This is a genomic window from Verminephrobacter eiseniae EF01-2 (assembly GCF_000015565.1).
Lineage (GTDB): Bacteria > Pseudomonadota > Gammaproteobacteria > Burkholderiales > Burkholderiaceae_C > Acidovorax > Acidovorax eiseniae.
On sequence record NC_008786.1, the window covers coordinates 2,380,228 to 2,406,077 of the forward strand.

General features: G+C 67.4%; 21 protein-coding genes. 16 read left to right on the forward strand and 5 right to left on the reverse strand.

Features of this window, described 5'->3' with window-relative positions; translation table 11 throughout:
* Window positions 1-389: 389 nt before the first annotated feature.
* A complete protein-coding gene (locus VEIS_RS10240) occupies window positions 390-1,343 on the reverse strand; it encodes a histone deacetylase family protein (RefSeq protein WP_011809851.1) in 954 nt (317 codons plus the stop codon).
* 46 nt (window positions 1,344-1,389) lie between these two features.
* Here VEIS_RS10240 and VEIS_RS10245 point away from each other — a divergent pair, with 46 nt between their 5' ends.
* The 4 genes from VEIS_RS10245 (at window position 1,390) to mltB (ending at window position 6,746) form a co-directional block, all read left to right on the forward strand.
* The gene (locus VEIS_RS10245) at window positions 1,390-2,310 is read left to right on the forward strand and encodes an AAA family ATPase (protein WP_011809852.1); all 921 of its coding nucleotides are present in this window, start codon (window positions 1,390-1,392) and stop codon (window positions 2,308-2,310) included.
* A gap of 4 nt (window positions 2,311-2,314) precedes the next feature.
* Window positions 2,315-3,433, forward strand: a complete 1,119-nt coding sequence (locus tag VEIS_RS10250) for a DUF58 domain-containing protein (protein ID WP_011809853.1) — start codon at window positions 2,315-2,317, stop codon at window positions 3,431-3,433.
* A 115-nt stretch (window positions 3,434-3,548) separates the two neighbouring features.
* On the forward strand, window positions 3,549-5,594 hold the full coding sequence (locus VEIS_RS10255) for a transglutaminase family protein (RefSeq protein ID WP_041949953.1): 2,046 nt from the start codon (window positions 3,549-3,551) through the stop codon (window positions 5,592-5,594).
* Between the two features lie 54 nt (window positions 5,595-5,648).
* Entirely contained in the window at window positions 5,649-6,746 is a 1,098-nt protein-coding gene (gene mltB, locus VEIS_RS10260; RefSeq protein WP_011809855.1) for a lytic murein transglycosylase B, read from the forward strand.
* 93 nt (window positions 6,747-6,839) lie between these two features.
* Here the strand turns inward: mltB and VEIS_RS10265 are convergent, their stop codons facing one another.
* Window positions 6,840-8,111: an RsmB/NOP family class I SAM-dependent RNA methyltransferase gene (locus VEIS_RS10265; RefSeq protein ID WP_011809856.1), complete on the reverse strand. Its 1,272-nt coding sequence runs from the start codon at window positions 8,109-8,111 to the stop codon at window positions 6,840-6,842.
* Window positions 8,112-8,401: 290 nt separating this feature from the next.
* Window positions 8,402-9,025 (reverse strand): phosphoribosylglycinamide formyltransferase, encoded by a 624-nt coding sequence (gene purN, locus VEIS_RS10270; protein WP_011809857.1) that lies wholly within the window; start codon window positions 9,023-9,025, stop codon window positions 8,402-8,404.
* Between the two features lie 21 nt (window positions 9,026-9,046).
* On the opposite strand from purN, the gene VEIS_RS10275 reads away from it, so the two are divergent.
* The 5 genes from VEIS_RS10275 (at window position 9,047) to VEIS_RS10290 (ending at window position 14,295) form a co-directional block, all read left to right on the forward strand.
* Window positions 9,047-9,769: a YceH family protein gene (locus tag VEIS_RS10275; RefSeq protein ID WP_011809858.1), complete on the forward strand. Its 723-nt coding sequence runs from the start codon at window positions 9,047-9,049 to the stop codon at window positions 9,767-9,769.
* A gap of 143 nt (window positions 9,770-9,912) precedes the next feature.
* Window positions 9,913-10,107 carry a hypothetical protein gene (locus VEIS_RS27650; protein ID WP_157048466.1) on the forward strand — a complete coding sequence of 65 codons (195 nt, stop codon included), beginning with the start codon at window positions 9,913-9,915 and terminating at the stop codon, window positions 10,105-10,107.
* 399 nt (window positions 10,108-10,506) lie between these two features.
* A complete protein-coding gene (locus VEIS_RS10280) occupies window positions 10,507-11,688 on the forward strand; it encodes an acyl-CoA dehydrogenase family protein (protein WP_011809859.1) in 1,182 nt (393 codons plus the stop codon).
* A 62-nt stretch (window positions 11,689-11,750) separates the two neighbouring features.
* The gene (locus VEIS_RS10285; RefSeq protein WP_011809860.1) at window positions 11,751-12,866 is read left to right on the forward strand and encodes an acyl-CoA dehydrogenase family protein; all 1,116 of its coding nucleotides are present in this window, start codon (window positions 11,751-11,753) and stop codon (window positions 12,864-12,866) included.
* A 118-nt stretch (window positions 12,867-12,984) separates the two neighbouring features.
* A complete protein-coding gene (locus VEIS_RS10290) occupies window positions 12,985-14,295 on the forward strand; it encodes a tetratricopeptide repeat protein (protein ID WP_011809861.1) in 1,311 nt (436 codons plus the stop codon).
* A gap of 224 nt (window positions 14,296-14,519) precedes the next feature.
* Here the strand turns inward: VEIS_RS10290 and VEIS_RS10295 are convergent, their stop codons facing one another.
* Window positions 14,520-15,077 carry an HNH endonuclease gene (locus VEIS_RS10295; protein ID WP_011809862.1) on the reverse strand — a complete coding sequence of 186 codons (558 nt, stop codon included), beginning with the start codon at window positions 15,075-15,077 and terminating at the stop codon, window positions 14,520-14,522.
* Window positions 15,078-15,242: 165 nt separating this feature from the next.
* On the opposite strand from VEIS_RS10295, the gene VEIS_RS10300 reads away from it, so the two are divergent.
* From VEIS_RS10300 to VEIS_RS10325, 6 genes are all read left to right on the forward strand, one after another.
* Window positions 15,243-16,292: a bifunctional riboflavin kinase/FAD synthetase gene (locus VEIS_RS10300; protein WP_011809863.1), complete on the forward strand. Its 1,050-nt coding sequence runs from the start codon at window positions 15,243-15,245 to the stop codon at window positions 16,290-16,292.
* An 83-nt stretch (window positions 16,293-16,375) separates the two neighbouring features.
* Window positions 16,376-19,213, forward strand: coding sequence for an isoleucine--tRNA ligase (gene ileS, locus VEIS_RS10305; protein ID WP_011809864.1), 2,838 nt, complete (start codon window positions 16,376-16,378; stop codon window positions 19,211-19,213).
* Window positions 19,213-19,716, forward strand: a complete 504-nt coding sequence (gene lspA / locus VEIS_RS10310) for a signal peptidase II (protein WP_011809865.1) — start codon at window positions 19,213-19,215, stop codon at window positions 19,714-19,716. Before ileS ends, lspA begins: the two co-directional genes overlap by 1 nt.
* A gap of 138 nt (window positions 19,717-19,854) precedes the next feature.
* Complete coding sequence (locus tag VEIS_RS10315; RefSeq protein WP_011809866.1) at window positions 19,855-21,210, forward strand: acyclic terpene utilization AtuA family protein; 1,356 nt, start codon at window positions 19,855-19,857, stop codon at window positions 21,208-21,210.
* 10 nt (window positions 21,211-21,220) lie between these two features.
* Complete coding sequence (locus VEIS_RS10320; RefSeq protein WP_011809867.1) at window positions 21,221-21,592, forward strand: AtuA-related protein; 372 nt, start codon at window positions 21,221-21,223, stop codon at window positions 21,590-21,592.
* Complete coding sequence (locus tag VEIS_RS10325; RefSeq protein ID WP_011809868.1) at window positions 21,589-22,545, forward strand: Bug family tripartite tricarboxylate transporter substrate binding protein; 957 nt, start codon at window positions 21,589-21,591, stop codon at window positions 22,543-22,545. Before VEIS_RS10320 ends, VEIS_RS10325 begins: the two co-directional genes overlap by 4 nt.
* On the opposite strand, the gene VEIS_RS10330 is transcribed toward VEIS_RS10325, so the two are convergent.
* Entirely contained in the window at window positions 22,542-23,465 is a 924-nt protein-coding gene (locus VEIS_RS10330) for a LysR family transcriptional regulator (RefSeq protein ID WP_011809869.1), read from the reverse strand. The genes VEIS_RS10325 and VEIS_RS10330 overlap by 4 nt on opposite strands.
* A 271-nt stretch (window positions 23,466-23,736) precedes the next feature.
* On the opposite strand from VEIS_RS10330, the gene VEIS_RS10335 reads away from it, so the two are divergent.
* Window positions 23,737-25,845 carry a bifunctional rhamnulose-1-phosphate aldolase/short-chain dehydrogenase gene (locus VEIS_RS10335; RefSeq protein ID WP_011809870.1) on the forward strand — a complete coding sequence of 703 codons (2,109 nt, stop codon included), beginning with the start codon at window positions 23,737-23,739 and terminating at the stop codon, window positions 25,843-25,845.
* Window positions 25,846-25,850: the final 5 nt, after the last annotated feature.

Sequence of the window (25,850 nt, forward strand, 5' to 3'; positions counted from 1 at the left end):
CTTGACGCCACAGGGCCGGGAGGCCGGAAGGATGGAAGGCGCCGGAAAGCCGCGATCGGTGGCCCAGCGCGACGACCCCGGCGTGTTGCCCCGGCGCCGATGTGGCCTTGCACCAAGCGCCACCGGAACCTACTTGGCCGCGCCACGCCCGATGCGCCCGATACACCTATTGCCTGTGCTTATGGCCACCCGGCCTGTGCCTCTATGTATGACACCCGCCAAGCCACGCACCGTGTTCCGGGGGATTGTGGCGGCATCAGGCGCGTGCGTGGTGCGGCGCGTGCTGCGTTTTGGCGCCGGCGCTCGGCACTGGCGCGGGCTGTTGCGGCAATGGCCGCTGGCCGCGCCGGAGGAACGGGTGCGTGTCTTGGTGCCCGTCGTGGCGCGCGTCAAATGTCGGCCAGCACGCGCAGATGCGCCGCCACGCTGCGCGCCAGCGGGCCCATGGCGTAGCCGCCTTCCAGGCAGGAGACGATGCGGCCCCGGGCGTGGCGGTGTGCGATGTCTTTGATGTGTCGGGTGATCCAGGCGTAGTCTGGCTCGCTCAGGCCGAGCTGGCCCATGTCGTCTTCGCGGTGGCCGTCGAAGCCTGCGCTGACAAAGATCATTTCGGGTTGAAAGGCTTCCAGCCGGGGCAGCCAGAGTCTCTCGATCAGCTCGCGGATGGCCATGCCGCGTGTGTACGCCGGCACCGGCAGGTTCAGCATGTTCGGCGCCGGGGACTGCACGCCGCTGTAGGGGTACAACGGGTGCTGGAAGATGCCGACCATCAGCGCCCGGGGGTCGCCGGCCAGGATGTCCTCGGTGCCGTTGCCGTGGTGCACATCGAAATCGACCACCGCCACGCGCTGCATCTGGTGGCGCTGCATTGCATGTCTGGCCGCCACGGCGATGTTGTTGAAAAAGCAAAAGCCCATGGCCTTGTCACGGCAGGCGTGGTGGCCCGGGGGGCGCACGGCGCAAAAGGCGTTGTCGATCTCGCCCGCGATGACGGCGTCGGTGGCGGCCAGCGCGGCGCCGGCGGCGCGCAGGGCGGCCTGCCAAGTGTGGGCGTTCAGGGCGGTGTCGGGGTCGATGCGCGCGTAATCAGGCCCGCCCGCCTGCTGCTCTTGGCGCAGCCGCTCGGACATGCCGCGCAACGCGGCGACATGTCCGTGGTCGTGGGCGCGTTCGATGTCGGCCAGCGCGGCCTCGGGGGCCTCGTAGTGCGCGAGCACGTCGGCCACGCCGGTGACCAGCAAGTGGTCTGCGATGGCGTCGAGCCGTTCCGGGCATTCCGGGTGGCCGGGGCCCATTTCGTGTTTGCTGCAATCGCGGTGGGTGAAGTAGCCCGTTTTGCTCACAGTCGGTTTCCGTGGTCCGGTATTTTTTCGGATATGGTCGCGCCTTATGAATGCACAGCACAAGATCACATCGCTTCTGGATCAGCTTAACACGGTGATTGTCGGCAAGAGGGCCCAAGTACAGGACTGCGTAGCTTGTTTGTTGGCGGGCGGCCATTTGCTCATCGAAGATATGCCGGGCGTGGGCAAGACGACGCTGGCGCATGCGCTGTCGCATACTTTTGGCTTGCAGTTTTCGCGTGTGCAGTTCACGGCCGACCTGATGCCCAGCGATTTGACCGGCGTTTCGGTGTACGAGCGTGGCAAGCAGGCTTTTGTGTTCCACCCGGGGCCGGTGTTTGCCCAGGTGCTGCTGGCCGACGAAATCAACCGCGCCAGCCCCAGGACGCAAAGCGCCTTGCTCGAAGCGATGGAGGAAAAACAGGTGTCGGTGGAGGGCGAGACCCGGGCCTTGCCGCAGCCCTTTTTCGTGATCGCGACCCAGAATCCGAATGACCAGTTGGGCACGTTTGCGCTGCCCGAGTCGCAGTTGGACCGTTTTTTGATGCGCATTTCGCTCGGCTACCCGGACCGCACGGCCGAGCGCATTTTGCTGGCCGGCACTGACCGGCGCGATCTGGTGACCCGCTTGCTGCCGCTGTTGTCGGGCCAGGAGTTGCTCGAGTTGCAGCGCCAGGTGCAGGCCGTGCACACGGCCGGGCCGCTGCTGGACTATGTGCAGGATTTGGTTGCGGCCACCCGTTCGGGCCGCTGGTTTCTGCAAGGGCTGTCGCCGCGCGCCGGGATTGCGCTGCTGCGCGCCGCCAAGGCGCAGGCCCTGATCAGCGGGCGCGACTATGTGGCGCCGGACGATGTGCAGGCCATCGTGCCCCAGACCATCGCCCACCGCCTGGTGCCCGTGGGCGATGCCGGGCGCGGCGTGGTCGAGCAGGTGCGCGCGATGGTGGACGCAACGGCGCTGCCCTGAGCCGATGGCGCTCATGGACTCTGTGGCTTCACCCCTTTTGCCGCCGACGGATACGGCCCCTCTGCTGCCGCCAGCCGATAAGGCCCACCTGCCGCCGCCAGCGGCGCGGGCCCCGACCCCCGGTCATCGCGCCCTCGACCGGCTCGACCCGCTGGCGTCGGTGCGCCGCCGTTTCCAGCGCTGGTGGCAGGAGCGGCTGCCGTTTTGCGACAGCTTGCTGCTGACGCAGCGCAATGTCTACATCCTGCCCACCGGCGCGGGTTGGATGTTGGCGCTGACGCTGCTCGTGCTGCTGATCGCGTCGATCAACTTCCAGCTCAACCTGGGCTATCTGCTGACCTTTTTGCTGGCCGGCAGCGCCGTGGTGGGCATGCATGTCTGCCACGCCAACCTGCGCGGCATCACCTTGCAGTTGCAGGCGCCCGAGCCGCATTTTCTGGGCAGCAGCATGGCTTTCAAGGTGCAGTTGTCGAGCGCGCGCAGGTCGCCGCGCCATGGCATTGCGCTGTCCGTGCATGGCGCGGGCGGGGCGGGGCCGCAGTGGGTCTGGACCGATGTGCCCGCCCAGGGCCAGGCCCGCGTGCAACTGGCGTTCAAGCCCGCGCGCCGCGGCCTGCAGCGCCTGCCGACGCTGACGGCAGAGACGCGCTTTCCGCTCGGCAGCTTTCGCGTCTGGACCTACTGGCGCCCCGCCGCGCAGGTGCTGGTGTACCCGGCGCCCGAAGTGCCGGCGCCGCCCTTGCCCCCGAGCGCGCCGCTGGCCGACGGCAGCGGCAGCGCAGTGGCGCAGGGCAGCGGCGAGTTTGACGGCGTGCGCGCTTACCGGCGCGGCGACCCGCTCAAACTGGTGGTCTGGAAGAAGGCGGCCAAGTCGCTGGCCAGCGGCAGTGGCGATCTGCTCAGCCGCGATGCCCCACAGATCCGGCGCCACGAGCTATGGCTGGACCTGGCCCAGGCCGCGTTGCCCGACCCCGAAGCCCGCATTGCGCGCCTGACGGCCTGGGTGTTGCAGGCCGACCGGATGGGTTTGAACTACGGCCTGCGCCTGCCCGGCGGGCAGATCGCGCCCGGCGCCGGCGCCGCGCACCGCAGGCGCTGCCTGGAGGCTTTGGCATTGTGCTGAATTTTTGTCGTGAAAAGCCGTGCAGTGCATATTTTCATTGTGCATACAGCTATATTTTGAATAGCAATTCGCAGGCTGCGCGCATGACTGCAACCCCGACCCGATGCGTTGCGCGATGACGCCGTACCAGCGCCTCGATGCCCTGCCCCGCGACGCCCGGGACACGCTCTTTTTGCTGTGCGTGATCGCCTGGGTCATCGCACCGCAGGTCGGCGTCTTGCCAGTGTGGGTCAGCCTGCTGGCCGGCGGCCTGCTGCTGTGGCGCGGCGTGCTGGCCTGGACGGGCCGCCCGTTGCCCGGGCGCTGGACACTGGCCGTCGCGCTGCTCGGGTCCATGGCCGGCACATGGCTGACCCATGGCACCTTGCTCGGTCGCGATGCCGGGGTGACGCTGATCGTGCTGCTGCTGGTGCTCAAGACGCTGGAACTGCGCGCGCGGCGCGATGCGATGGTGGTGTTCTTCCTGGGCTTTTTCGCGCTGCTGAGCAATTTTCTTTTCTCGCAGTCGCTGCTCACCGCCGCAGCCATGTTGCTGGCGCTGCTCGGGCTGTTGACGGCCCTGGTCAACGCCCATATGCCGGTGGGCCGCCCGCCGCTTGCGCAGGTGTTGCGCATCGCCGTCGGCATGGCTGCGCTGGGCGCGCCCATCATGGCCGCGCTGTTCATGCTGTTTCCGCGCGTGGCGCCGCTGTGGGGCCTGCCCGGCGACAACATGAGCGGGCGCAGCGGGCTGTCCGATTCGATGCAACTGGGCCAGATCACCAAGCTGGTGCTCGACGAAAGCGTGGCACTGCGGGTGCGCTTTGACGGCCCCGACGGGGTTGTCCCGCCGCAAAGCGATTTGTACTTTCGCGGCCCGGTGTTCGGCTTCTTCGACGGGAGCCAGTGGCAGCCGCTGTTGCGGCATTTCGGCGACGAGCGCCTGGCGCAGACCGACAGCGCCGTCCACCTGCGGGTGCAGGGCACGCCGCTGCGCTACGAAGTGACCCTGGCGCCGCACCAGCGCCCATGGCTGCTGCTGCTCGATGCGGCGCTGGAGCCGCCGGTCGTGGCGGGCATGCAAACCTTCATGACGCCCGACCTGCAATGGCGCACCAGCCGGCCCATCACCAATGTGCTGCGCTACCAGGCCCGCAGCTACACCCGGTTCAGCTATGGCCTGGATGCCGTGGCCGCCGACCTGCGCGTCTACACCGCGCTGCCACCGGGCCTGAATCCGCGCACCCTGGCGCTGGCCCGGCAGATGCGCAGCCAGCCGCAGATGGGCCCGGACCACCCCGGCAGCGCCGAGGCGCTGGTCCGGGCCACGCTGGCGCGCCTGCGCAGCGGCGGCTATACCTACACGCTGGAGCCCGGCCCGTATGGGCCAGACAGCGCCGACGAGTTCTGGTTCGACCACAAGCAAGGCTTTTGCGAACATATCGCCTCGGCTTTCGTGCTGCTGATGCGCGCGCTGGACATTCCGGCGCGCATCGTCACCGGCTACCAGGGCGGCGAGCGCAACCCGATCGATGGCCTTTGGACGGTGCGCCAGAGCGACGCCCATGCCTGGGCCGAGGTCTGGATCGCCCGGCGCGGCTGGGTGCGCGTGGACCCCACCGGCGCCGTTGCGCCCAGTCGCACCGGCGCCTTCCAGCGGCTGCGGGTGCCCCCGGGCGCGTTGGCTGCGGCGATGGAGCAGGTCATCAGCCCGGACCTGACGCAAAGCCTGCGCGCCCTCTGGGAGGCGGCGAACAACCGCTGGAACCAGTGGGTGCTGAACTACACGCAAAGCCGCCAGCTCGACCTGCTCAAATCGCTGGGTTTTGCGACACCGGACTGGCCGGACCTGATCGTGCTGCTGGGCCTGCTGGTGCTGCTGGCCGCGCTGGCCGGCATCGCCTGGAGCCTGTGGGAGCGCAACCGGCATGACCCCTGGCTGCGGCTGCTGGCGCGCGCGCGCCAGCGCCTGGCGCGCGCCGGCCTGGCGCTGCCCGAGACGCTGCCGCCGCGTGCGCTGGCCGAGCGGGCCTTGGCCCGATTCGGGGCGCCCGCTGCGGCGCTGGCCGAATGGCTGCTGCGCCTGGAGCAACTGCGCTACGCGGCCCGGCCCGACACCGGACTGGCCCGGCTGCGGCGCGAGTTCGGCGCGCTGCCCTGGTCTGCGCTGGCCAGGCACTGAATGCCGCAGGCGAACATGGCCAAGCCCCTGCGCCCGCTGGCGATGGTGATGGTGATGGTGATGGCGATGCTCTCGATGGCAGCCTGCGCCATCCCTGCCGGCGCCGCAACGGCGCTGAAATCCGCAGCTTCATGCCAAGCCAGCCAGGCCAGCGGCACCGATGCCGACCCGGCGCCGCTGCTCTACGCAGCGCGGCCCGAAGCCCTGCAATGGGCCGACGATCTGGCTGCGCGCCGGGACCTGGAGCGCCAATGGCTGCGCCAGATCATCGGCCAAGCGCGCTTTCTGCCCTCCGTGCAACGGCTGATGCAGCCGCCACCGGCAGCAGACCGGGCCAGCAAGAACTGGCACCTGTATCGCAGCCGCTTCATCACCCCGGCGCGCATCCGCGCCGGCCTGCGCTTTTGGCAAGCGCAGCGCAGCGCGCTGGCGCGGGCCGAGCGGGAATACGGCGTGCCGGCCGAGATCATCGTCGGCATCATCGGCGTGGAAACCCTGTACGGCCAGCAACAGGGCCGCTGGCGCGTGCTCGACGCGCTGGCCACGCTGGCTTTCGACTTCCCCGCAGCCCATCCCCGCGCCCAGGAGCGCACCGAGTTCTTCCGCCGTGAGCTGGAACAGTTCCTGAGCCTTGCGCAGCGCAGCGGCATGGCCCCGACGGAGCCTTGCGGCAGTTATGCCGGCGCGATGGGCCTGGGCCAGTTCATGCCGTCGAGCTGGGTGCGCTACGCGGTGGACTTTGACGGCAACGGCCGGATCGACCTGTTCAACGACCCCGCCGACGCCATCGGCTCCGTGGCCCACTACCTGCGCGGCCACGGCTGGACACCCGGCATGGCCACGCATTTCGGTGTGCATTTCGATACGGCGCGCCTGCAACTGGCGCCGCTGCTCGCCCCCGACATCCTGCCCACCTTCAGCGCGGCCGAGATGCAGGCCCAAGGCGCCATGCCCGACGCCGCAGGCGCGCAACACGCCGGTCCGCTGGCCCTGGTGGAACTACAAAACGGCGGCGCCGCGCCGAGCTATATCGCGGGCACCGAAAACTTCTACGCCATCACGCGCTACAACCGATCGAGCTACTACGCGCTGGCGGTGATCGAACTGGGCCGCGCGGTGGCCATGGCCCGGGCAGCGCAGGCAACCCGGTGACAGGGCGGGCTGCCCCGGTGCGACCAGACGAGCCGGATAGCGCAGGCCGCGCAGGCCCGGCGACAGGGCCTGATGGCGCAGACCGGGCCGGCCTCACTGGCGGCGCCAAATGGCCGCGAAGAACCCGTCTGTCTGGTGCAGATGGGGCCACAGGCGCAAATAGGCGCTGCCTGAGGCGCCGCCGCTGCACAGCCCCTTGGCCCCGGCGACCTTGAGTCGTTCGAGCAGCGCGCCGGCATCGAGCGGCTCGAAGTCCGGGTGCGCCGCGCCAAAGGCCGCAGCAACCGCCTCGTTTTCTTGCGCCAGCAGGCTGCAAGTGGCATACACCAAGCGCCCTCCCGGCTTGGGCAGGCGCGCCGCGCTGTGCAAAATGGCGCTTTGCCTGGCCGCCAATTCCTGCACCGTCCGGTCCGACTGGCGCCACTTGAGGTCGGGATTGCGCCGCAAGGTGCCCAGGCCCGAACAGGGCGCATCCACCAGCACCCGGTCGATCTTGCCCGCCAGGCGCCCGATGCGCTCATCGCGCTCATGCGCAATGGCGGCCGGGTGCACATTCGACAGGCCACTGCGGGCCAGGCGGGGCTTGAGCGCATCCAGGCGGTGCGCGGAAACATCGAATGCGTACAGGCGCCCGGTGCTGCGCATGCAAGCGCCGATGGCCAAGGTCTTGCCACCGGCACCGGCGCACAAGTCCAGCACCATCTCGCCGCGCTTGGCATCGAGCAGCAGCGCCAGCAGTTGTGAACCCTCGTCCTGCACCTCGATCGCGCCCCGGGTGAAAACCTCCAGCCGGGCCAGCGCCGGCTTGCCATCGATGCGCAGCCCCCAGGGTGAATACGGCGTGGCGCGGGCCTGGATGCCGGCCTGGGCCAGTTCTTTTTGCACCACGGCGCGCTTGTCCTTGAGCGTATTCACGCGCAGGTCCAGCGGCGCAGCCTGCGCCAGACTGGCCACCAGCGGCCAAAAACCGGCGCCCAGTTGCGCCTTCAGCGGCGGCACCAGCCATTCGGGCAGATGGTGGCGGTGGCGCTCGGGCAAATCCTCGGGCCTGACGGCGTCGCACTGCGCCAGCCAGTCTTTTTCCTGCCCGGTCAGCGCGCCGTGGAGAAAATCGCGCGTGCCGGCAAAGCCCAGAATCGCCAGACACCGCTCCCTGGAGCCCGAGCCGGACGGGGCCATATGCTCGAACAGCAGCTTTTTGCGCAGCACGGTGTAGACCGTCTCGGCCAAGGTGGCGCGCTCGCGCGGCCCCAGCCCCCGGTGGTCGCGAAAGAAGCGCGACACCACCGCGTCGGCCGGATGTTCCAGCCGGAGCGTGAGCCGCACCAGTTCAGCGCAGGCGTCGAGAAGGGCTTCGGGGTGCATCGCCGGATTGTCCCACCCGCTGCGCTCCGGCCCGGAGCAGTCTGGTGCCGGCAGCCTGTCGTTGCCCCATGCGGCGTGTGGCATGCCGTCTCGTTCTGCCCCGGCGCCATCTGCTCCCGGCCTGCCTGGAAAGCCCGGCACGGCCGCCGGGATCGCGTGCCGGGCCGGCCGTCGCTCGGCAGCGCTGGCGACCGGCTGATTCCCAAGCTCCCAAGCAGATCGCGGCAGGCCAGGAGCGGCAGAACCACCCCGGGTGGCCCACGCCGGGCGACGACCCGCAGCGACCGTTGTCAGCCCGCCGTTGGCGGCTTCGGGGGGGCGTCCGACAAGGCGGCGAGACGCTGCAGGCAGGCCCGCACGGCACGCGGGTACATCAGATGCTCTTGGGTCAGCACGCGGGCCGCCAGGCTGTCTGCGGTGTCGCCGGGCAGCACTGGCACCACGGCCTGGTCCAGGATGGGGCCGGCATCCAGGTCGGCCGTTACCTGGTGCACCGTGGCACCGGCAAACCGGCAGCCGGCATCGATGGCGCGCTGGTGCGTGTGCCGCCCGGTGAACGCGGGCAGCAGCGAGGGATGGATATTGATCAGGCGCCCGGCATAGCGCGCCACAAAGCCGGGTGTGAGGATGCGCATGAACCCGGCCAGCACCACCAGCGCGGGTTGCTGGCGGTCGATGGCGGCGGCCAGTTCGGCGTCAAAGGCTGCGCGGCTGGCATAGGCCCGGTGGTCCAGCGCCAGCGCGGCAATGCCCTGCGCACGCGCAAACGCCAGCCCCGCCGCATCGGGCCGGTGGCTGATCACGGCTGCCACCCGGGCGCCATCGCGCTGCGCCCAGTCTTCCTGCTGCGCGGCGCGCACGATGGCCGCCATGTTGGAGCCGGCGCCAGAGATCAAAATAACGATGTTCTTCATTTGCACCGGATTATCCCTGCCATGCCATTTGACCCCGCCGCCAGCCCCTTGAGTCCGAGCCAGGCCCGCGTGCTCGCCACGCTGATGGAAAAAGCCCGCACCGTGCCCGACAGCTACCCCATGTCGCTCAACGGCCTGCTGACGGGCTGCAACCAAAAGACCAGCCGTGACCCCGTGATGGCCCTGAGCGAGGCCCAGGTGCAGGAGGCGCTGGCCGCGCTCGAGCGGCTGGCACTGGTGTTCGAGAACAGCGGCTATCGCAGCCCGCGCTGGGAGCACAATTTTCAGCGCGGCGCAGGCGTGCCAGAGCAATCGGCCGTGCTGCTGGGCCTGCTGATGCTGCGCGGCCCGCAGACCGCAGCCGAGTTGCGCACCAACGCCGAGCGCTGGTACCGGTTTGCCGACATCTCCTCGGTCGAGGCCTTTCTCGACGAGTTGCAGCAGCGCAGTGCCGACAAAGGCGGCCCGCTGGCCGTGCCGCTGCCCCGCTCGCCCGGCACGCGCGAGCAGCGCTGGGCGCATCTGCTGTGCGGGCCGGTAGATGCCGGCCGCAGCAATGCCGGCGTCGAGCCCGTGCCGGCGGGCGTCGAGACCTTGCAAGAGCGCATCGGGACGCTGGAATCCGAACTGGCCAGCCTGCGGGCCACGGTGCAGTGGCTGTGCCAGGAGCTGGGCATCACGCCCGCTCCGGCGTCCATGCCACAGCCCGGACTGCCGGCAGGCAATGGGTCGCCCGGTTCTTAGCCGGTCATCTGTCCGGCGCTTGGCGCAGCGATCGTCGTCTCGGTCGTCTCGGACATCGGCCCGTCGAACCCAGCGTCCATCAGGCGGACGGTGCGCCTGGGGCGCCAGCACCCGGTGTTGGTTCGGGTGCACGGCGGTGGCTAGTGTCGCGTCACCGATCATCTGTCGGTCTGCGCTGGCCATCGAAGCGCATCGCGGCGTTGCATCGCTTGCCAATACGCTCGGTATTGGCTGCGCGATGCGCCTTGCGCTGCGCTCCGATGGCTGCGCGCAGCCTACGACATCTGATCCGTGACGCGACACCAGTGCGCGCTGGCCGCATGGCACCGACGCCGTGACCCCGGGCGGAAAGACGCCACGCCACGCCTTGCCGCAGGTGCACCGCGCTGGGCTCACCACGGCCCCGCCCAAGCCAGGCCAGGTGCTCCGGGGACTTTTTTTGGGGGGAGGGGGGAAGATGCCAGGGCCGCAGCCCCGGGCTTGGGAGGGCAGGGCGCTGACACCCGGTTTGCAGCAATCACCGGCTGCAGCGCCGCCTGGTATGCCGGCAAGAGGGTGGTCTGGCCCATCCGCAGCGGGGCGAGCGCGGCCATGGCGGACACCAGCGCGTCGAAGGGGCTGTTCAGCAGCGCATTGCCCGCCGAGGTCCTGAACTGCCCGATCCGGCTCTGGCACAGACGAGACGGAAACGAACGATCGTGCTACAAATACGGTGCCACACAAAGGAGACACACCGTATGGATCTTGCATTCACTTCCGAAGAGCAGGCCTTTCGCGAACAGGTTCGCGCCTGGGTTCAGGCCCATCTACCCAAGGAGCTTTCCCGCAAGGTGCACAACGCCCTGCGCTTGAGCCGCGCAGACCTGCAGGGCTGGGCCAAGATACTGGGCCAAAAAGGCTGGTTGGGCTACGGCTGGCCCAAGGAATTTGGCGGCCCCGGCTGGAACGCCGTGCAAAAGCACCTGTTCGAGGAGGAGTGCGCGCTGGCCGGTGCGCCCCGCATCATCCCGTTCGGCCCGGTGATGGTGGCCCCGGTGATCATGGCCTTTGGCAGCGCCGAGCAACAAAGGCGCTTTCTGCCCGGCATCGCCAGCGGCGAGGTTTGGTGGAGCCAGGGCTACAGCGAGCCGGGCGCGGGCTCGGACCTGGCCTCGCTCAAGACGCGCGCCGAGCGCGTGGGCGACAAGTACATCGTGAATGGCCAAAAGACCTGGACCACGCTGGGCCAGCATGGCGACTGGATGTTCAACCTGGTGCGCACCAGCACCGAGGGCAAGCCCCAGACCGGCATCTCGTTTCTGCTGCTGGACATGAAGTCGCCCGGCGTCAGCGTGCGCCCCATCAAACTGCTCGATGGCGAGTGTGAAGTCAACGAAGTGTTCTTCGACAATGTGGCGGTGCCCGCCGAGAACCTGATCGGCGAAGAGAACAAGGGCTGGACCTACGCCAAGCACCTGCTCTCGCACGAGCGCACCAACATTGCCGATGTGAACCGCGCCAAGCGCGAGCTCGAGCGCGTCAAGCGCATTGCCAAGACCGAAGGCTTGTGGGAGCAGCCCCGTTTTCGCGACCAGATCGCGCTGCTCGAAGTGGACATCGTGGCCCTGGAAATGCTGGTGCTGCGCGTGCTCTCGGCCGAGAAATCCGGCAAAAACCCGCTGGACATCGCCGGCTTGCTGAAAATCCGTGGCAGCGAGATCCAGCAGCGCTACGCCGAACTGATGATGCTGGCCGCAGGCCCGTTTGCCATGCCCCTCATCCAGGAGGCGATGGATGCCGGCTGGCAAGGCGACTTTCCGGGGGGCGTCACGGCCAATGCCCCGCTGGCATCTTCTTACTTCAACCTGCGCAAGACCACCATCTACGGCGGCTCCAACGAGGTGCAGCGCAACATCGTCGCGCAAACCGTCCTGGGCTGAGCTGCGCCACAAAAGCGCGCCCCATCCAGGCCCATTCAAACATTTCGCCAGGAACAAACACCATGGATTTCGATTTTTCCGACAACCAGGAGCAACTGCGCGATGCTGTGCGCAAGTGGGTCGACAGGGGTTACAGCTTCGAGCGCTACCGCGCCGGCGTGGCCGCTGGCGGCTTTGCGCGCCAGGCATGGAGCGAACTGGCCGGACTGGGCCTGACGGCTCTGACCGTGCCCGAAGAGTATGGCGGCCTGGGCCAGGGCGCGATAGACGCCATGGTGGTGGCCGAGGAACTCGGCCGTGGCTTGGTGCTGGAGCCGATCGCGCAGGCATTCATCGCCAGCGCCGTGCTGACCCGCAGCGCCCCGGCCGCCGTGCAATCGGCCTGGTTGCCCCGTGTGGCCAGCGGCCAAGCGCTGGTGGTGCTGGCCCAGCAGGAACGCAAAGCCCGCTACCACCTCGATGTCTGCGAGGCCAAAGCGGCGCTGGCGCAATCAGGGTATTTGCTGAGTGCCATGAAAAGCATGGTGCCAGCAGGCGACCAGGCAGACGCCTGCATCGTGCCGGCGCAGCTCGCCGGCAAGATCGCCCTGTTCCTGGTGGAGCGCACGGCCAGCGGTCTGAGCACGCAAGGCTACATCACGCAGGACGGCAGCCGCGCCGCCGAGCTACGGCTGACCCATGCCCCCGCCACCTTGATCACCACCGATGGCCTGGCCGCGCTGGAACTGGCGCTGGACACCGGCATTGCCGCCACCTGCGCCGAAGCCGTGGGCGTGATGGACAAGACCCTGGCCGCCACCGTCGCCTACATGAACCAGCGCCGGCAGTTCGGCGTGCCGATCGCCAACTTCCAGGCGCTACGCCACCGCGTGGCCGATATGAAGATGCACATGGAGTTGGCACGCTCGATGAGCTATTACGCCAGCCTCAAACTGGGCGCCCCTGCCGCCGAGCGCCGCGCCGCCATGGCCCGCGCCAAGGTGCAACTGGGCCAGTCCATGCGCTTCGTGGGTCAGCAGGCCGTGCAACTGCATGGCGGCATTGGCGTGACGGACGAATACATCGTGAGCCACTATTTCAAAAAGCTCACGCAGTTGGAGATCCGCTTTGGCGATACGCTGCACCACCTGGGCGAGGTGTCAGGCCGCATGCAGGACACGGCAGGGGTGTTTGCCTGAATGCGCGTGGCAAGGGTTTTCTGGCGAAAACCAGGATAATCCGCCACCCGCTTCGGGCCGCCAGCCGCCATCACTTGGCCAGGCCGCCTGATCTTTGCACTTGCCCACCTTCCTGCCCATGAGCGCCATCGCCCGCGACCCCAATATCAAGCACCTGATCAAAGCCCGTGGGCAGATCGCCAAGGGCGACCTGAAGAACGCCGCGCTGACGCTGAACCAGGCCAATGCACGGTGGCCGCAGGATCCGCGCGTGTTCATGCTCGGTGGCCTGATGGCAGAGAAAGCCGGCCATCTGCAAGGCGCTTTCGAGTCCTTGCGCAAGGCCGTTGCGTTGGCGCCGGACTGGGGCCCCGGTCTGCTGGAACTGGCCTTGCTGCTGGCGCGCCAGAACCAGTTTCAGGAAGCGGTGGAGATCGCCGAAAGGCTGGCCTTGCTCGAACCCGGGAACCTGCAGGTGTTGGCCGGCGTGGTGGATATCGCCCACCGCTCGGGGCACACCGCGATGGCCGTGCGCCACCTGCGCCGGGGCCTGGCGCTGGTGCCCGGCGATGTTGAACTGCGACGCCTGTTGGCGCGCGATCTGAGCGAGCAGGGCCAGCATGACGAAGCCCTGGCGCTCTGGAGCGCCTTGGTGGCAGAAAATCCGGCCGATTCCGGCTTCCTGCGGGGGCATGTGCAAGCCTGTATCGCCGCCGGCAAGCCCGCACAGGCCCAAGAGAGCTGCACCGCCCTGCTGGCACAGGCCCCCGAAGACCCGGTCTGCCAGTACTACGCCCAACTCGCAGGCGGTCAAACCCCGGACCGGCAGCCCGCAGAACTGGTGCGCCCGCTGTTCGACGAGCTGGCCGAGTCTTACGACCAGCACATGGTGCGCAGTCTGAAATACCAACTGCCCCGGCAGGTCGCCGACAAGATCATCACCCGCCATCCCGACAAGAAGATCAATGTGCTCGATCTCGGATGTGGCACCGGTCTGCTGGGGGTTTGCCTCGGACGCCTGGACGGCTTCCTCATTGGTGTCGATCTGTCGATGAAGATGCTCGAACAGGCGGCCCGGCATCAGTTGTACGACCGTTTTCATACCGTCAACCTGCACGACGCGTTGCGTGCCACGCCGCCGGGGCTGTACCAGGTGATCGCGGCGCTGGATGTGTTCATCTACGCCGGCGAACTGTCCTTGGCGATTGCCGACGCGCACCGCATTCTGACGGCCGATGGGCTGCTGATACTCTCTTGCGAGACCGCCAGCGAAACCGGGCCTGATCTGGTGCTGCTGCCCGCCGGGCGTTATGCGCACAAGCGCAGCCATGTCCAGGCGCTGTGCCAGGCCGCAGGCTTTGATGCGGTGGAGATCGAAGACAGCGTGCTGCGCTACGAGAACCACCAGCCGGTGGCAGGCTTCGTGGTGACGGCGCATAAACCGGCGTGATCGGCGGGCCACCCCTCGATGGGCCGCAGGCAGTCAGCCCAAGCCAGCGGGCGCCGAGGGGTGGCGCAGGTTCAGAGCCTTCAGGCTGCGTCGATGCCGGCACGCAAGGCCGCAGCCAGAATGGTCTGGCGCAAGCTGTCGTCGTGAGCGGGCGGGCCGGCAATGCGCGTCCCGCCAAGTGCCCCCTTTGACGCGATCGCCAAACAGCATGACCGAGCTTGGCCTCAGGCCAGCAAGCGCGATGATTTGGGCACATGGGCCATCAGGAACTCCATCTGATCGGCCAGGATGCGCCGGTTGCGCAGGATGAAATCCTCCCACAGGCTGGGCACGTAAGGCGCGTACAGCAACGGCATCCGCGCCTGCTCGGGTGTGCGCGGCCCCTTGCGGTGGTTGCAGGGGCGGCAGGCGGTGACCACGTTCATCCAGTGGTCCTGCCCGTTGCGGGCAAAGGGCACGATATGTTCGCGCGTCAGGTCTTGTTCATCGAAATGTCCGCCGCAATAGGCGCAGACATTGCGGTCGCGGGCAAAGAGCTTGCCGTTGGTCAGGCCCGGCTTCAGGTCGAACGGGTTGATGCCGGGCACGCCCTTGGTGCCGATGATGCTGTTGATGGCGATCACCGATTGCGCGCCCGTGATGGCGTTGTGGCCGCCGCGGAACCGGGCGATCTGGCCGCCCGATTCCCAGCGCACCTCGTCAGCGGCGTAATGAATCACCGCCTGCTCGAGCGAAATCCACGATTGGGGCAGTCCCTGGGAGGACAGCTTCAAGACCTTCAAAACACGCCTCCTGGAGCGCAGGGATGCAAGGGTTTGGAACGGCGGGTGTTGCGCGCACGGCCTGCGCCGACCGTGCGTGGGTCGCAATATACTCCGTTTTCATTACAAACTGGCGTCTGCGCTTGATGCACCTTCGCATTCTGCTATCAAAAAGATAACAAACCGATGAAAATCTTCCGTGGATTCCACCACCCGGGCATCGCTGGCGCCTGTGCGCTGACCATAGGCAACTTCGATGGCGTGCACCGGGGCCACCAGGCCATGCTGGCCCTGCTGAACAACGAGGCTGCGCACCGGGGGGTGGACAGTTGCGTGCTCACGTTCGAGCCCCACCCCCGCGACTACTTTGCCGGCGTCCGGCACAAGCCCGAACTGGCCCCGGCCCGCATCGGCGCCCTGCGCGACAAACTCACCGAGCTCGAGCGCTGCGGCGTGCAGCAGACCGTGGTGCTGCCTTTTGACGCAGCGCTGGCCGCGCAATCACCCGAGGACTTCATCGAAGAAGTGCTGGTGCGCGGTCTGGGCGTCCGCTATGTCCTGGTGGGCGACGACTTCCGCTTTGGCCGCCAACGCGCCGGCGACTACGCCATGCTCGACGCCGCCGGACAGGCCCGGGGCTTTGACGTGGCGCGCATGAACAGCTACGAGGTGCATGGCCTGCGCGTATCGAGTTCCGCCGTGCGGCAGGCCCTGGCCCAGGGCGACATGCCAGCGGCAGCGCGCCTGCTCGGGCGCCCTTACGCCATCTCCGGCCATGTGGTGCATGGCCGCAAGCTCGGGCGCGAACTGGGCGCCGCCCGAGCCGGTGCCGGCAACGGCTTTCGCACCCTGAACCTGCGCTTTTCCCACTGGAAGCCCGCTGCCAGCGGCATTTTTGCGGTGCTGGTGCACGGGCTCGGTGGCGCCCCCCTGCCGGGAGTGGCCAACCTGGGCGTGCGCCCATCGCTGGACCCGCAGGACGTGAACGGCGGTCGCGTGCTGCTGGAAACCCATTGCCTGCAATGGCCCGCCGACCTCGGGCTGGAAGGGGCCTACGGTAAAATCGTGCGCGTGGAACTACTGCACAAACTGCACGACGAATTGAAGTACGACGGCCTCGATGCCTTGACGGCGGGCATTGCCAAAGACTGCGCCGATGCACGCGCCTGGTTTGCGGCGGGCCAGGCCCCGGCACACACCGCCACCCGGCGCCCAGCCGCGCGCGACCGAATTTGAGGCGGTGGCCCAGCCACCGCGCCCCGAATGCGTACTCCGTTCCGGGCGCGCGCCCGGATTGCCCCGTTTCCAAGGTCCTTCCCATGTCTGACAACGCCAGCGCCACCGACTACCGCAGCACCCTGAACCTGCCCGACACCCCTTTCCCGATGCGCGGCGATCTGCCCCGGCGCGAGCCGGGCTGGGTCGAGGAGTGGAACGAAAAAGGCATCTACCAGCGCCTGCGCGACGCCCGCCGGGGCGCACCCAAGTTCATCTTGCACGACGGCCCGCCCTACGCCAACGGCCAGATCCACATGGGCCACGCGGTCAACAAAATCCTGAAAGACATGATCACCAAAGCGCGCCAGCTCGAAGGCTTCGACGCGCTCTATGTGCCCGGCTGGGACTGCCATGGCCTGCCGATCGAAAACGCCATCGAAAAAATGCACGGCCGCCAGCTCTCGCGCGACGACATGCAGACCAAGAGCCGCGCCTACGCCACCGTGCAGATCGCGCAGCAAATGGCCGACTTTCAGCGCCTGGGCGTGCTCGGCGCATGGGACAACCCCTACAAGACCATGAACTACGCCAACGAAGCCGGCGAGATCCGCGCCTTCAAGCGCGTGATCGAGCGCGGCTTCTTGTACCGGGGCCTCAAGCCCGTGCACTGGTGCTTCGACTGTGGCAGTTCGCTGGCCGAATTCGAGATCGAATATGCCGACAAGCACAGCAGCACGCTCGACGTGGCCTTCAAGGCGCACGAGAGCGCCAGGCTGGCGGCGGCGTTCGGCCTGCCGGCTTTGGCCAAGGATGCCTTCGCGCTCGTCTGGACCACCACCGCCTGGACCATCCCCGCCAACCAGGCGCTGAACCTGAACCCCGCGATCAGCTACGCGCTGGTCGATGCCGGCGAACGCATCTTGCTCGTGGCCGAGTCGCTGGTGGCCGGGTGCCTCGAACGCTATGGCCTGGCCGGCAGCGTGATCGCCACCACCCTGGGCAAAAACCTCGCCGGCCTGCCATTCGAGCACCCGCTGCATGACGTGGACGCGGGCTACCGGCGCCTGGCACCGGTGTACCTGGCGGACTACGCCACGGCCGACGACGGCACCGGCATCGTGCACTGTGCGCCGGCCTATGGCCTGGAAGACTTCCACTCCTGCCGCGCGCAGGGCATGGCGCTCGCCGACATCCTGAACCCCGTGCAGGGCAACGGCAGCTACGCAGCCGAGTTCCCGCTGTTCGGCGGCCAGCCGATCTGGCAGGCCGTGCCGCTGATCATCGAGGCGCTGCGCGGCGCCGGCCGCCTGCTGGCCACCTGCGACATCAGCCACAGCTACCCGCATTGCTGGCGCCACAAGACGCCCGTGATCTACCGCGCCGCAGCGCAATGGTTTGTGCGCATGGACGAAGGCGAGGGCGTGTTCACCAAGGACAAGGCCGACAAGACACTGCGCCAGATCGCGCTCCAGGCCATAGAGCACACCCGCTTCTACCCCGAAAACGGCAAAGCCCGGCTGCACGACATGATTGCCAGCCGGCCCGACTGGTGCATCTCGCGCCAGCGCAGTTGGGGCGTGCCGATCCCGTTCTTTCTGCACCAGGACTCGGGCGAACTGCACCCGCGCACGATGGAAATCCTGGACCAGGCCGCCAGCATCGTCGAGCAAGGCGGCATCGAAGCCTGGAGCCGCGTGACGGCGCAAGACATCCTGGGCGCCGAGGACGCGCAGCACTACACCAAGAGCACCGACATCCTCGAAGTGTGGTTCGACTCGGGCTCGTCCTTCAGCCATGTGCTGCGCGGCACGCACCCGGATGTGCGCCACGACAGCGGCCCGGAGGCCGACCTGTACCTGGAAGGCCATGACCAACACCGTGGCTGGTTCCACAGCTCGCTGCTGCTGGCCAGCGCCCTGCAAGGCCGCGCGCCTTACCGCGGTCTGCTCACGCACGGATTCACCGTCGACAGCCAAGGCCGCAAGATGAGCAAATCGCTGGGCAACGGCATCGAGCCGCAGGAGATCAACCAGCGGCTGGGCGCAGAAATCATCCGCCTGTGGGTGGCCGCCAGCGACTACTCGGGCGACATCGCGGGCGACGAGAAAATCCTCGCGCGCGTGGTCGACGCCTACCGCCGAATCCGCAACACGCTGCGCTTTTTGCTCGCCAACGTCAGCGACTTCGAGCCGGCCCAAGACAGCGTGCCGTTCGGGCAGATGCTGGAGATCGACCGCTACGCGCTCACCCGCGCCGCCGAACTCCAGGCCGAGGTGCTGGCGCACTACGAAATCTACGAATTCCACCCCGTGGTCGCCAAACTGCAACTGTATTGCTCGGAAGACCTGGGCGGCTTTTATCTCGACGCGCTCAAGGACCGCCTGTACACCACGGCGCCCAAGAGCCTGGCGCGCCGCAGCGCCCAGACCGCGCTGCACCGGATCACACACGCCATGCTGCGCTGGATGGCGCCATTCCTGTCCTTCACGGCCGAAGAAGCCTGGAAACTGTTCGGCGGCTCCGACTCCATCTTCCTGGAAACCTACGGCACCATCGCCGCAGCCGATGCAGGGCTGCTGGCCAAATGGGCGCGCATCCGCCAGATCCGCGATGCAGTGAACAAGGAAATCGAAGTCCTGCGCGCCAACGGCCAGGTCGGCTCATCGCTGCAAGCCAGGCTCAGACTGAGCGCAGCACCCGAAGACCACGCGCTGCTGGCCAGCCTGGGCGCAGACCTCCAGTTCGTATTCATCACATCCGCCGTCGAACTGCTCGCCGGAGACGATTTGCAGATCAGCGTCCGGCCCAGCACAGACAGCAAATGCGCACGCTGCTGGCATTACCGCAGCGACATCGGCCAAGACAGCGCCCACCCCAGGCTCTGCGGCCGCTGCATCAGCAACCTGTACGGCTCCGGCGAGCATCGGGAGCATGCCTGATGCCGCGCACATCGCTGGCCGGGCGTAGCGGCGCAAGCATGCGGCCTTGGCTGATCTGGGCGCTGCTCATCCTGATCGCCGACCAGACCACCAAGGCGCTGATCCTGGGCAACTACCAACTGGGCGACGCCAGCACCGTCACCGGCTTCTTCAACATCGTGCGGGCGCACAACACCGGGGCCGCGTTCTCGTTCCTGTCGAACGCAGGCGGCTGGCAGCGCTGGCTGTTCACCGGCATCGGCGTTGCCGCCGCGATCTTCATCCTGTGGCAACTGCACGCCCATCCGGGACAAAAGCTGTTCAGCCTCGCGCTGTCGAGCATCCTCGGCGGCGCCGTCGGAAACGTGATCGACCGGCTCATGCGCGGCTACGTGGTCGATTTTCTGCAATGGCACTACGCCGGCTGGTATTTCCCCTCCTTCAACCTCGCCGACGCCGCCATCACCATGGGGGCCGCCTGCCTTGTCCTGGATGAGTTGCTGAGGGTGCGGGGCCAGCGCTGATCTGCTGCGGGCAGTGGTTGGATGGATGGTGGGGTGGTGGGGTGGTGGGGTGGTGGGGACGACCCTCCCTGAGCCGGCAGGGTCGTCGCCCCGGTGGACCCGGCAAGCAATACAACGGCGATGAAAGGAGACAGGGAAATGAACCAGACCTTGCGTATCGGCTCCGGCGCCGCTTGGTGGGGCGACCGGGTCGAGCCGGCTGCGCTGAATGCCGAACACGGCGCGCTCGACTATCTGTGTTTCGAGACGATGGCCGAAGCCACGGTATCGGCCGCGCAGGTGCGGCTGCGGCGCGACAGCAGTTTTGCCGGCTATGACACCTACCTCGACGAGCGCATGCGCGCAGTGCTGCCCGCCTGTATGCGCCATGGCACGCGCATCATCTCCAACCAGGGCTGGATCAATCCGACCGGCGCCGCCGAGCGCATCGTGCAACTGCTGCGCGATGCAGGCCAGCATGGGGTGAGGGTGGCGGCGGTCTGCGGCAGCCTGATCACCGATCGCGTGCTGGAACTGGCCGACCGCGTGCTGGAAAACGGCGCGCCCGTGCGCTCGCTCGCGCCCGATCTGATCAGTGCCGAGGTCTACCTGGGCGCCGAGCCTATCGTCGCCGCCTTGCGCGCAGGCGCGCAGATCGTGGTCACCGGCCGCGTTGCCGACCCGTCGATCTTCCTGGCGCCGATGATGCATGGGTTCGGCTGGGATCCGCTGGACCACGAGCGCGTTGGCGCCGGCAGCGCCATCGGCCATCTGCTGGAATGCGGCGCCCAGGTGACCGGTGGCTACTTCTGCGACCCCGGCTTCAAGGAACTGCCCGAACCCTGGAACTTCGCCTTCCCGATTGCCGAGGTGCAATCCGATGGCACGGCGGTGATCACCAAGGTCGCGGGCAGTGGCGGCGGCGTCACGCTACAGACGGTCAAGGAGCAGATGCTGTACGAGGTGCATGACCCGGCCAACTACCTGACACCGGATGTGGTGGTCGATTTCACGCAGGCCCGGCTCGAGCAGATCGGCCCCGACCGCGTGCGCGTGACCGGGCTCACCGGCAAGCCGCGCACGCCAACGCTGAAGGTGACCATAGGCTGTGCCGAGGGCTTCATCGGCGAGGACATGTTCTTTTATGCCGGCCCCGGCGCGCTGCGCCGCGCCCAATGGGCCAGGAAGATCCTCCAGGAGCGCTTCAGGATCGTGCAACTGCAGGCCGAGGAGCTCCGTATCGACTTCCTCGGTCTGAATGCGATCCACGGCGCGGCCACACCCGCTGATGCCGTCGAGCCTTACGAGGTCGCGGTGCGCGTGGCGGCCCGCACCAAGACCCGCGCAGAGGCCGCCAAAGTGGGCCGCGAGGTCGATGGCATGGCGGTGTCGGGTATTGCGCACACGGGCAAGCGCGTGCCGCACCAGGAGCGCTGGCGCGAGGTGATAGGTCTGTGGTCGGCGCTGGTGCCGCGCGAGGCGGTGCCAGCCCATATCTGCTACTTCGAAAGCTGAAGAGGTCACGATGAAAGTCCAACTGCAGCATCTGGCGCATGCCCGCTCGGGCGACAAAGGCGATATCGCCAACATCGCGGTCTTCGCCTACGAACCGGAGTTCTACCCGCTGTTGAAGGCGCAATTGACCGCCGAACGCTTCAAGGCTTTCTACCAGGGAGCGATCACCGGCCAGGTGCTGCGCTACGAGGTCGACAACCTCGATGCGCTGAACTTCGTCTGCCACGGCGCGCTCGGCGGCGGCGTCTCGCGCAGCCTGTGCCTGGACAACTACGGCAAAGCGCTCTCGGCCGCTGTGCTGGGCTTTGAGGTCGCGCTGCCCGAGGCATGGTTTGACAAACTGCGCGGCAGGCATCTTTTAACCCGGCAGGAGCGGCCATGAAGTCCATCCGGCGCTGGCTCGCTGCACTGCTGGTCTCGATGCTGTGGGCTGCTGCTGCGGCCCAGCCGTTTCCGAACCGGCCGGTGCGGCTGATCGTGCCCTATCCGGCGGGCGGCAGCACCGACATCCTGGCGCGCATCGCGGCCAAGGAGCTCGGCGAGCGGCTGCGGCAGCCCTTCGTGATCGAGAACAAGGCAGGCGCCAGCGGCGCGATCGGCTCGCTCGAAGTGGCTCGCGCAGCGCCCGATGGCTACACCTTGCTGATGGCGACCGCCAGTTCGCACGGCATCAATTCGGCGGTCTACGCGCAACTGCCATACGATGCGGTGAAGGATTTCGCCGCGCTGACCATGGTTGCCAGCACGCCCAACATCATCGTCGTCAACCCGGGCCTGCCAGTGAAGAACTTGCAGGAACTGATCGCGCTGGCCAAGGCCGAACCCGGCAAGCTCAACTTCGGCTCAACCAGCCTGGGCGGCTCGCCCTACATGAGCGCGCAACTCTTGAAGATGATGGCCCGGATCGACATCGCCCATGTGCCCTACAAAGGCGCGGCGCCGATGCTCAGCGACCTGATCGGCGGGCAGATACAGATCGGCTTCGACAACTTGCCGTCAACGATCAACTTCGTGCGCGCGGGCAAGCTGCGCGCCATCGCCGTGACCACGGCACACCGCTGGCCGGGCGCGCCAGAGATTGCGACCGTGGCCGAGAGTGGCGTTCCCGGCTATGAGGTGGCAGGCTGGTTTGGGCTGCTGGCGCCGGCCGGCACGCCCAAGGACATCGTCGATCTGATCCAGCAGGCCATGGCCGCAGCCGTTGACAAGCCCGAGGTCCGCAAGCAGATGCTGGACCTGGGCGCGCAGCCGATTGCGAATCGGCCCGAGGAGTTTGCGGCGCAGATCCGGCGCGAAGTGGACAAGTGGCAACGGGTGGTGGTTGAGCACCATTAGCGCAGCCGGCATTGGGCCAGATCGGAGCCTTGTTCCAGCACGAAGGCCTTGAATGCGCCGTTGACGCCCGACAGTGTGGAGTCGCGGCGGTTGAGCAGGCACCAGTCGAGCATTTTGGGCATGTCTTGCAGGTCGAGCACGGCCAGGCGGGCGGCCTGCAGTTCGATCTGGAAGGTGTGGGCCGACAGAAAGCTGATGCCCATGCCGGCCATCACGGCCTGCTTGATGGTTTCGTTGCCCGACAGCTCCATCGATACCTTGACCTGTAGCGCCTGGGCTTGCAGCAGGTGCTCGAAAAACTGCCTGGTGGCCGAGCCGGGTTCGCGAAAGATGAAGGATTCGTCGCGCAACGCATCCCAGCGGATGCGCCGCTGTGGGGCCAGCGGGTGGCTGGCTGCGGCGACGATGCAGTGCGGGTGCTGGGCGAAGGTCTCGGCCTCCACGTCGGCTTCGGATGGCGGGTAGCCGGCGATGGCCAGGTCGAGTTGGTGCTCGCGCAGCATGCTCAGGATCTGGTCGCGCCGATCCACCGTCAGCTTGAATTTCACGCCCGGCCATTGCCGGGCAAAGGCCATCAGCAGCGCCGGCGCGAAGTAGTGGGCGGTGGGCACCACGCCCAGGTGCAGCAGCCCGCCGCTGCCGCCTTCGGTCTGATGGTAGGCCGCCATGGCTTCTTCGGCCATGCGCACCTGGTTCAGGATGCGGCGGGTCTGGCGCAGCATTTCCTCGCCCGCCTGGCTCAGGCGGATCCGCTTGCCGGTTTTCACCAGCAATTGCAGGCCCAGTTCCGTTTCGAGCTGCTGCACCTGCATCGACACGGCCGGTTGCGTCAGGTTCATTTGCTGTGCCGCGCGCGAGTAGCTCAGGTGCAGGGCCACGGCCTCGAACAGGCGTAGCTGGCGCAGGTTCCAATGTTTCATGCGGGATATCCCTGATCAAAGCGTGGCTGGCACGGCCTGGGGCACCGCCTTTTTGCTGGTGTTTTCCCTGACTCCAGGTGTGGTTGCCGTGGCTGGCTGCGGATGCCGGCGCCGGTGTGCCGCTATGGGGGCGCTATGGAGGCGGCATACCAAGCCGCGCGGGATTGTCCCATGCATCAGGGAAATTGATGAGTTGGATAAAAAACTATGAGCTGACCCTATCGTTACCTGTCGCTACAGTGGGCCTCATTGCGTTGCCATACCAAGCTCCATGACCACACCGATTCCTGCACGAGACTTTCCGCGTTGGGATGCCAACCATGCTGCCACGCTCGATGCTGCGCGGCTGCTGCTGTACCGCTCGAACCTGCTGGGCTCGGATCTGCGCATCACCAATTACGGCGGCGGCAACACCTCGGCCAAGATCTGGCAGGCCGACCCGCTCACCGGCCAGCAGGTGCAGGTGCTGTGGGTCAAGGGCTCGGGCGGCGACCTGGGTTCGATGGCGCTGGACGGTTTCTCCACGCTGTACATGGACAAGTTGCTCGCCCTGCAAGCCATTTACCGTGGCCCCGGGCATGAGGACGAGATGGTGGGCTATCTGCCGCATTGCACCTTCAACCTGAACCCGCGCGTCGCCAGCATCGATACGCCGCTGCATGCCTACCTGCCTTTTGCGCATGTAGACCATATGCACCCGGACGCGGTCATCGCCATTGCCGCGATGGCCGATAGCGAAAAGCTGACGCAGCAGATTTTTGCCGGCACTGTCGGCTGGCTGCCTTGGCGCAGGCCCGGTTTCGAGCTGGGCCTGATGCTGCAGCGCTACCAGGCGGCCCACCCTGGCCAGCGCGGCCTGGTGCTGGCCGGCCATGGCTTGTTCAGTTGGGGGGACGATGCCCGTGCCTGTTATGACAATACGGTGGGCCTGATCGCCTCGGCCCAGAACTGGCTCGACCGCGAACGGGTGGTGCGCCAGGTGCCCAGTTTCGGCGGCCCGGCGCGCCAGGCGCTGAGCCAGGACGAGCAGGACGCCACGCTGGCGCGGGTGCTGCCGGTGCTGCGCGGCCTGGCCAGCAAGACCGGCCCCAAGCTGCTGCATGTCGAGCGCCAGGCGGCGGTGCTGGAGTTCGTCAACAGCCGCGACCTGGCGCCGCTGGCGGCCTTGGGCACCTCCTGCCCGGACCATTTCCTGCGCACCAAGATTCGCCCGCTGATCCTGGAGCCGGCGGTCTACATGCTGCAAGGCGCTGCGCTGGCGCAGGCGCTGCAAGAACGGCTGGCGGCCTACCGCGCCGACTACGGCGCCTACTACCAGCGCTGCCGGCGCGCAGACAGTCCGGCGCTGCGCGATGCCAACCCGGTCATCGTCCTGCTGCCCGGCATCGGCATGGTGGCCATGGCCAAAGACAAGGCCACGGCGCGCATTGCCGCCGAGTTTTATGTCAACGCCATCAACGTGATGCGCGAGGCCCATGCCATCGACCGCTATGTGGGCCTGCCCGAGCAGGAGGCTTTCGACATCGAATACTGGTGGCTCGAAGAAGCCAAGTTGCAGCGCAGCCCCCCGCCGAAACCGCTGGCCGGCAAAGTGGCGCTGGTCACCGGCGGCGCCGGCGGCATCGGGCGGGCGATTGCCCGGCGCGTGTTGGCCGAAGGCGCCTGCGTGGTGCTGGTCGATATCGACCAGGGCGCGCTGGCGACGGTGACCGCCGAACTGGCCCAGGCCCATGGCCCGGACCATGTGCGCGGCTTGCAGTGCGATGTCACCAGCGAGGCCAGCGTCATCGCCGCCTTCCGCCATGCGGCGCTGGAGTTTGGCGGCCTGGACATTGCGGTGAGCAACGCCGGCATTGCTGCCGCAGCGCCGCTGGAGGACACCAGCATCGAGCTGTGGAACCACAGCCAGGGCGTATTGGCCACCGGTTATTTTCTGGTCGGCCGTGAAGCCTTCCGGCTGATGAAGGCGCAGGGCGCAGGCGGCAGCATCGTCGTCATCGCCAGCAAGAACGGCATGGTCGCCAGCCCGCAGGCCAGTGCTTATTGCGCCGCCAAGGCCGCAGAAATCCAGCTCAGCCGCAGCTTTGCGCTCGAAGGCGCGCCATGGGGCATACGCTCGAACGTGGTGAACCCGGATGCGGTGATCCGTGGCTCCAGGATCTGGAGCGGCAAGTGGAGCGCCGAGCGCGCTGCGGCCAACAAGATTGCCGAGCAAGACCTGGAAGCCTTCTACCGCGACCGCTCCATGCTCAAGCGCAGCGTCTTGCCCGAGGACATTGCCGAGGCGGCTTATTTTTTTGCCGCAGAACGGCTCAGCGCCAAAAGCACCGGCAACATCCTGAATGTGGATGCCGGCAACCTGGCGGCTTTCACCCGATGATGGCC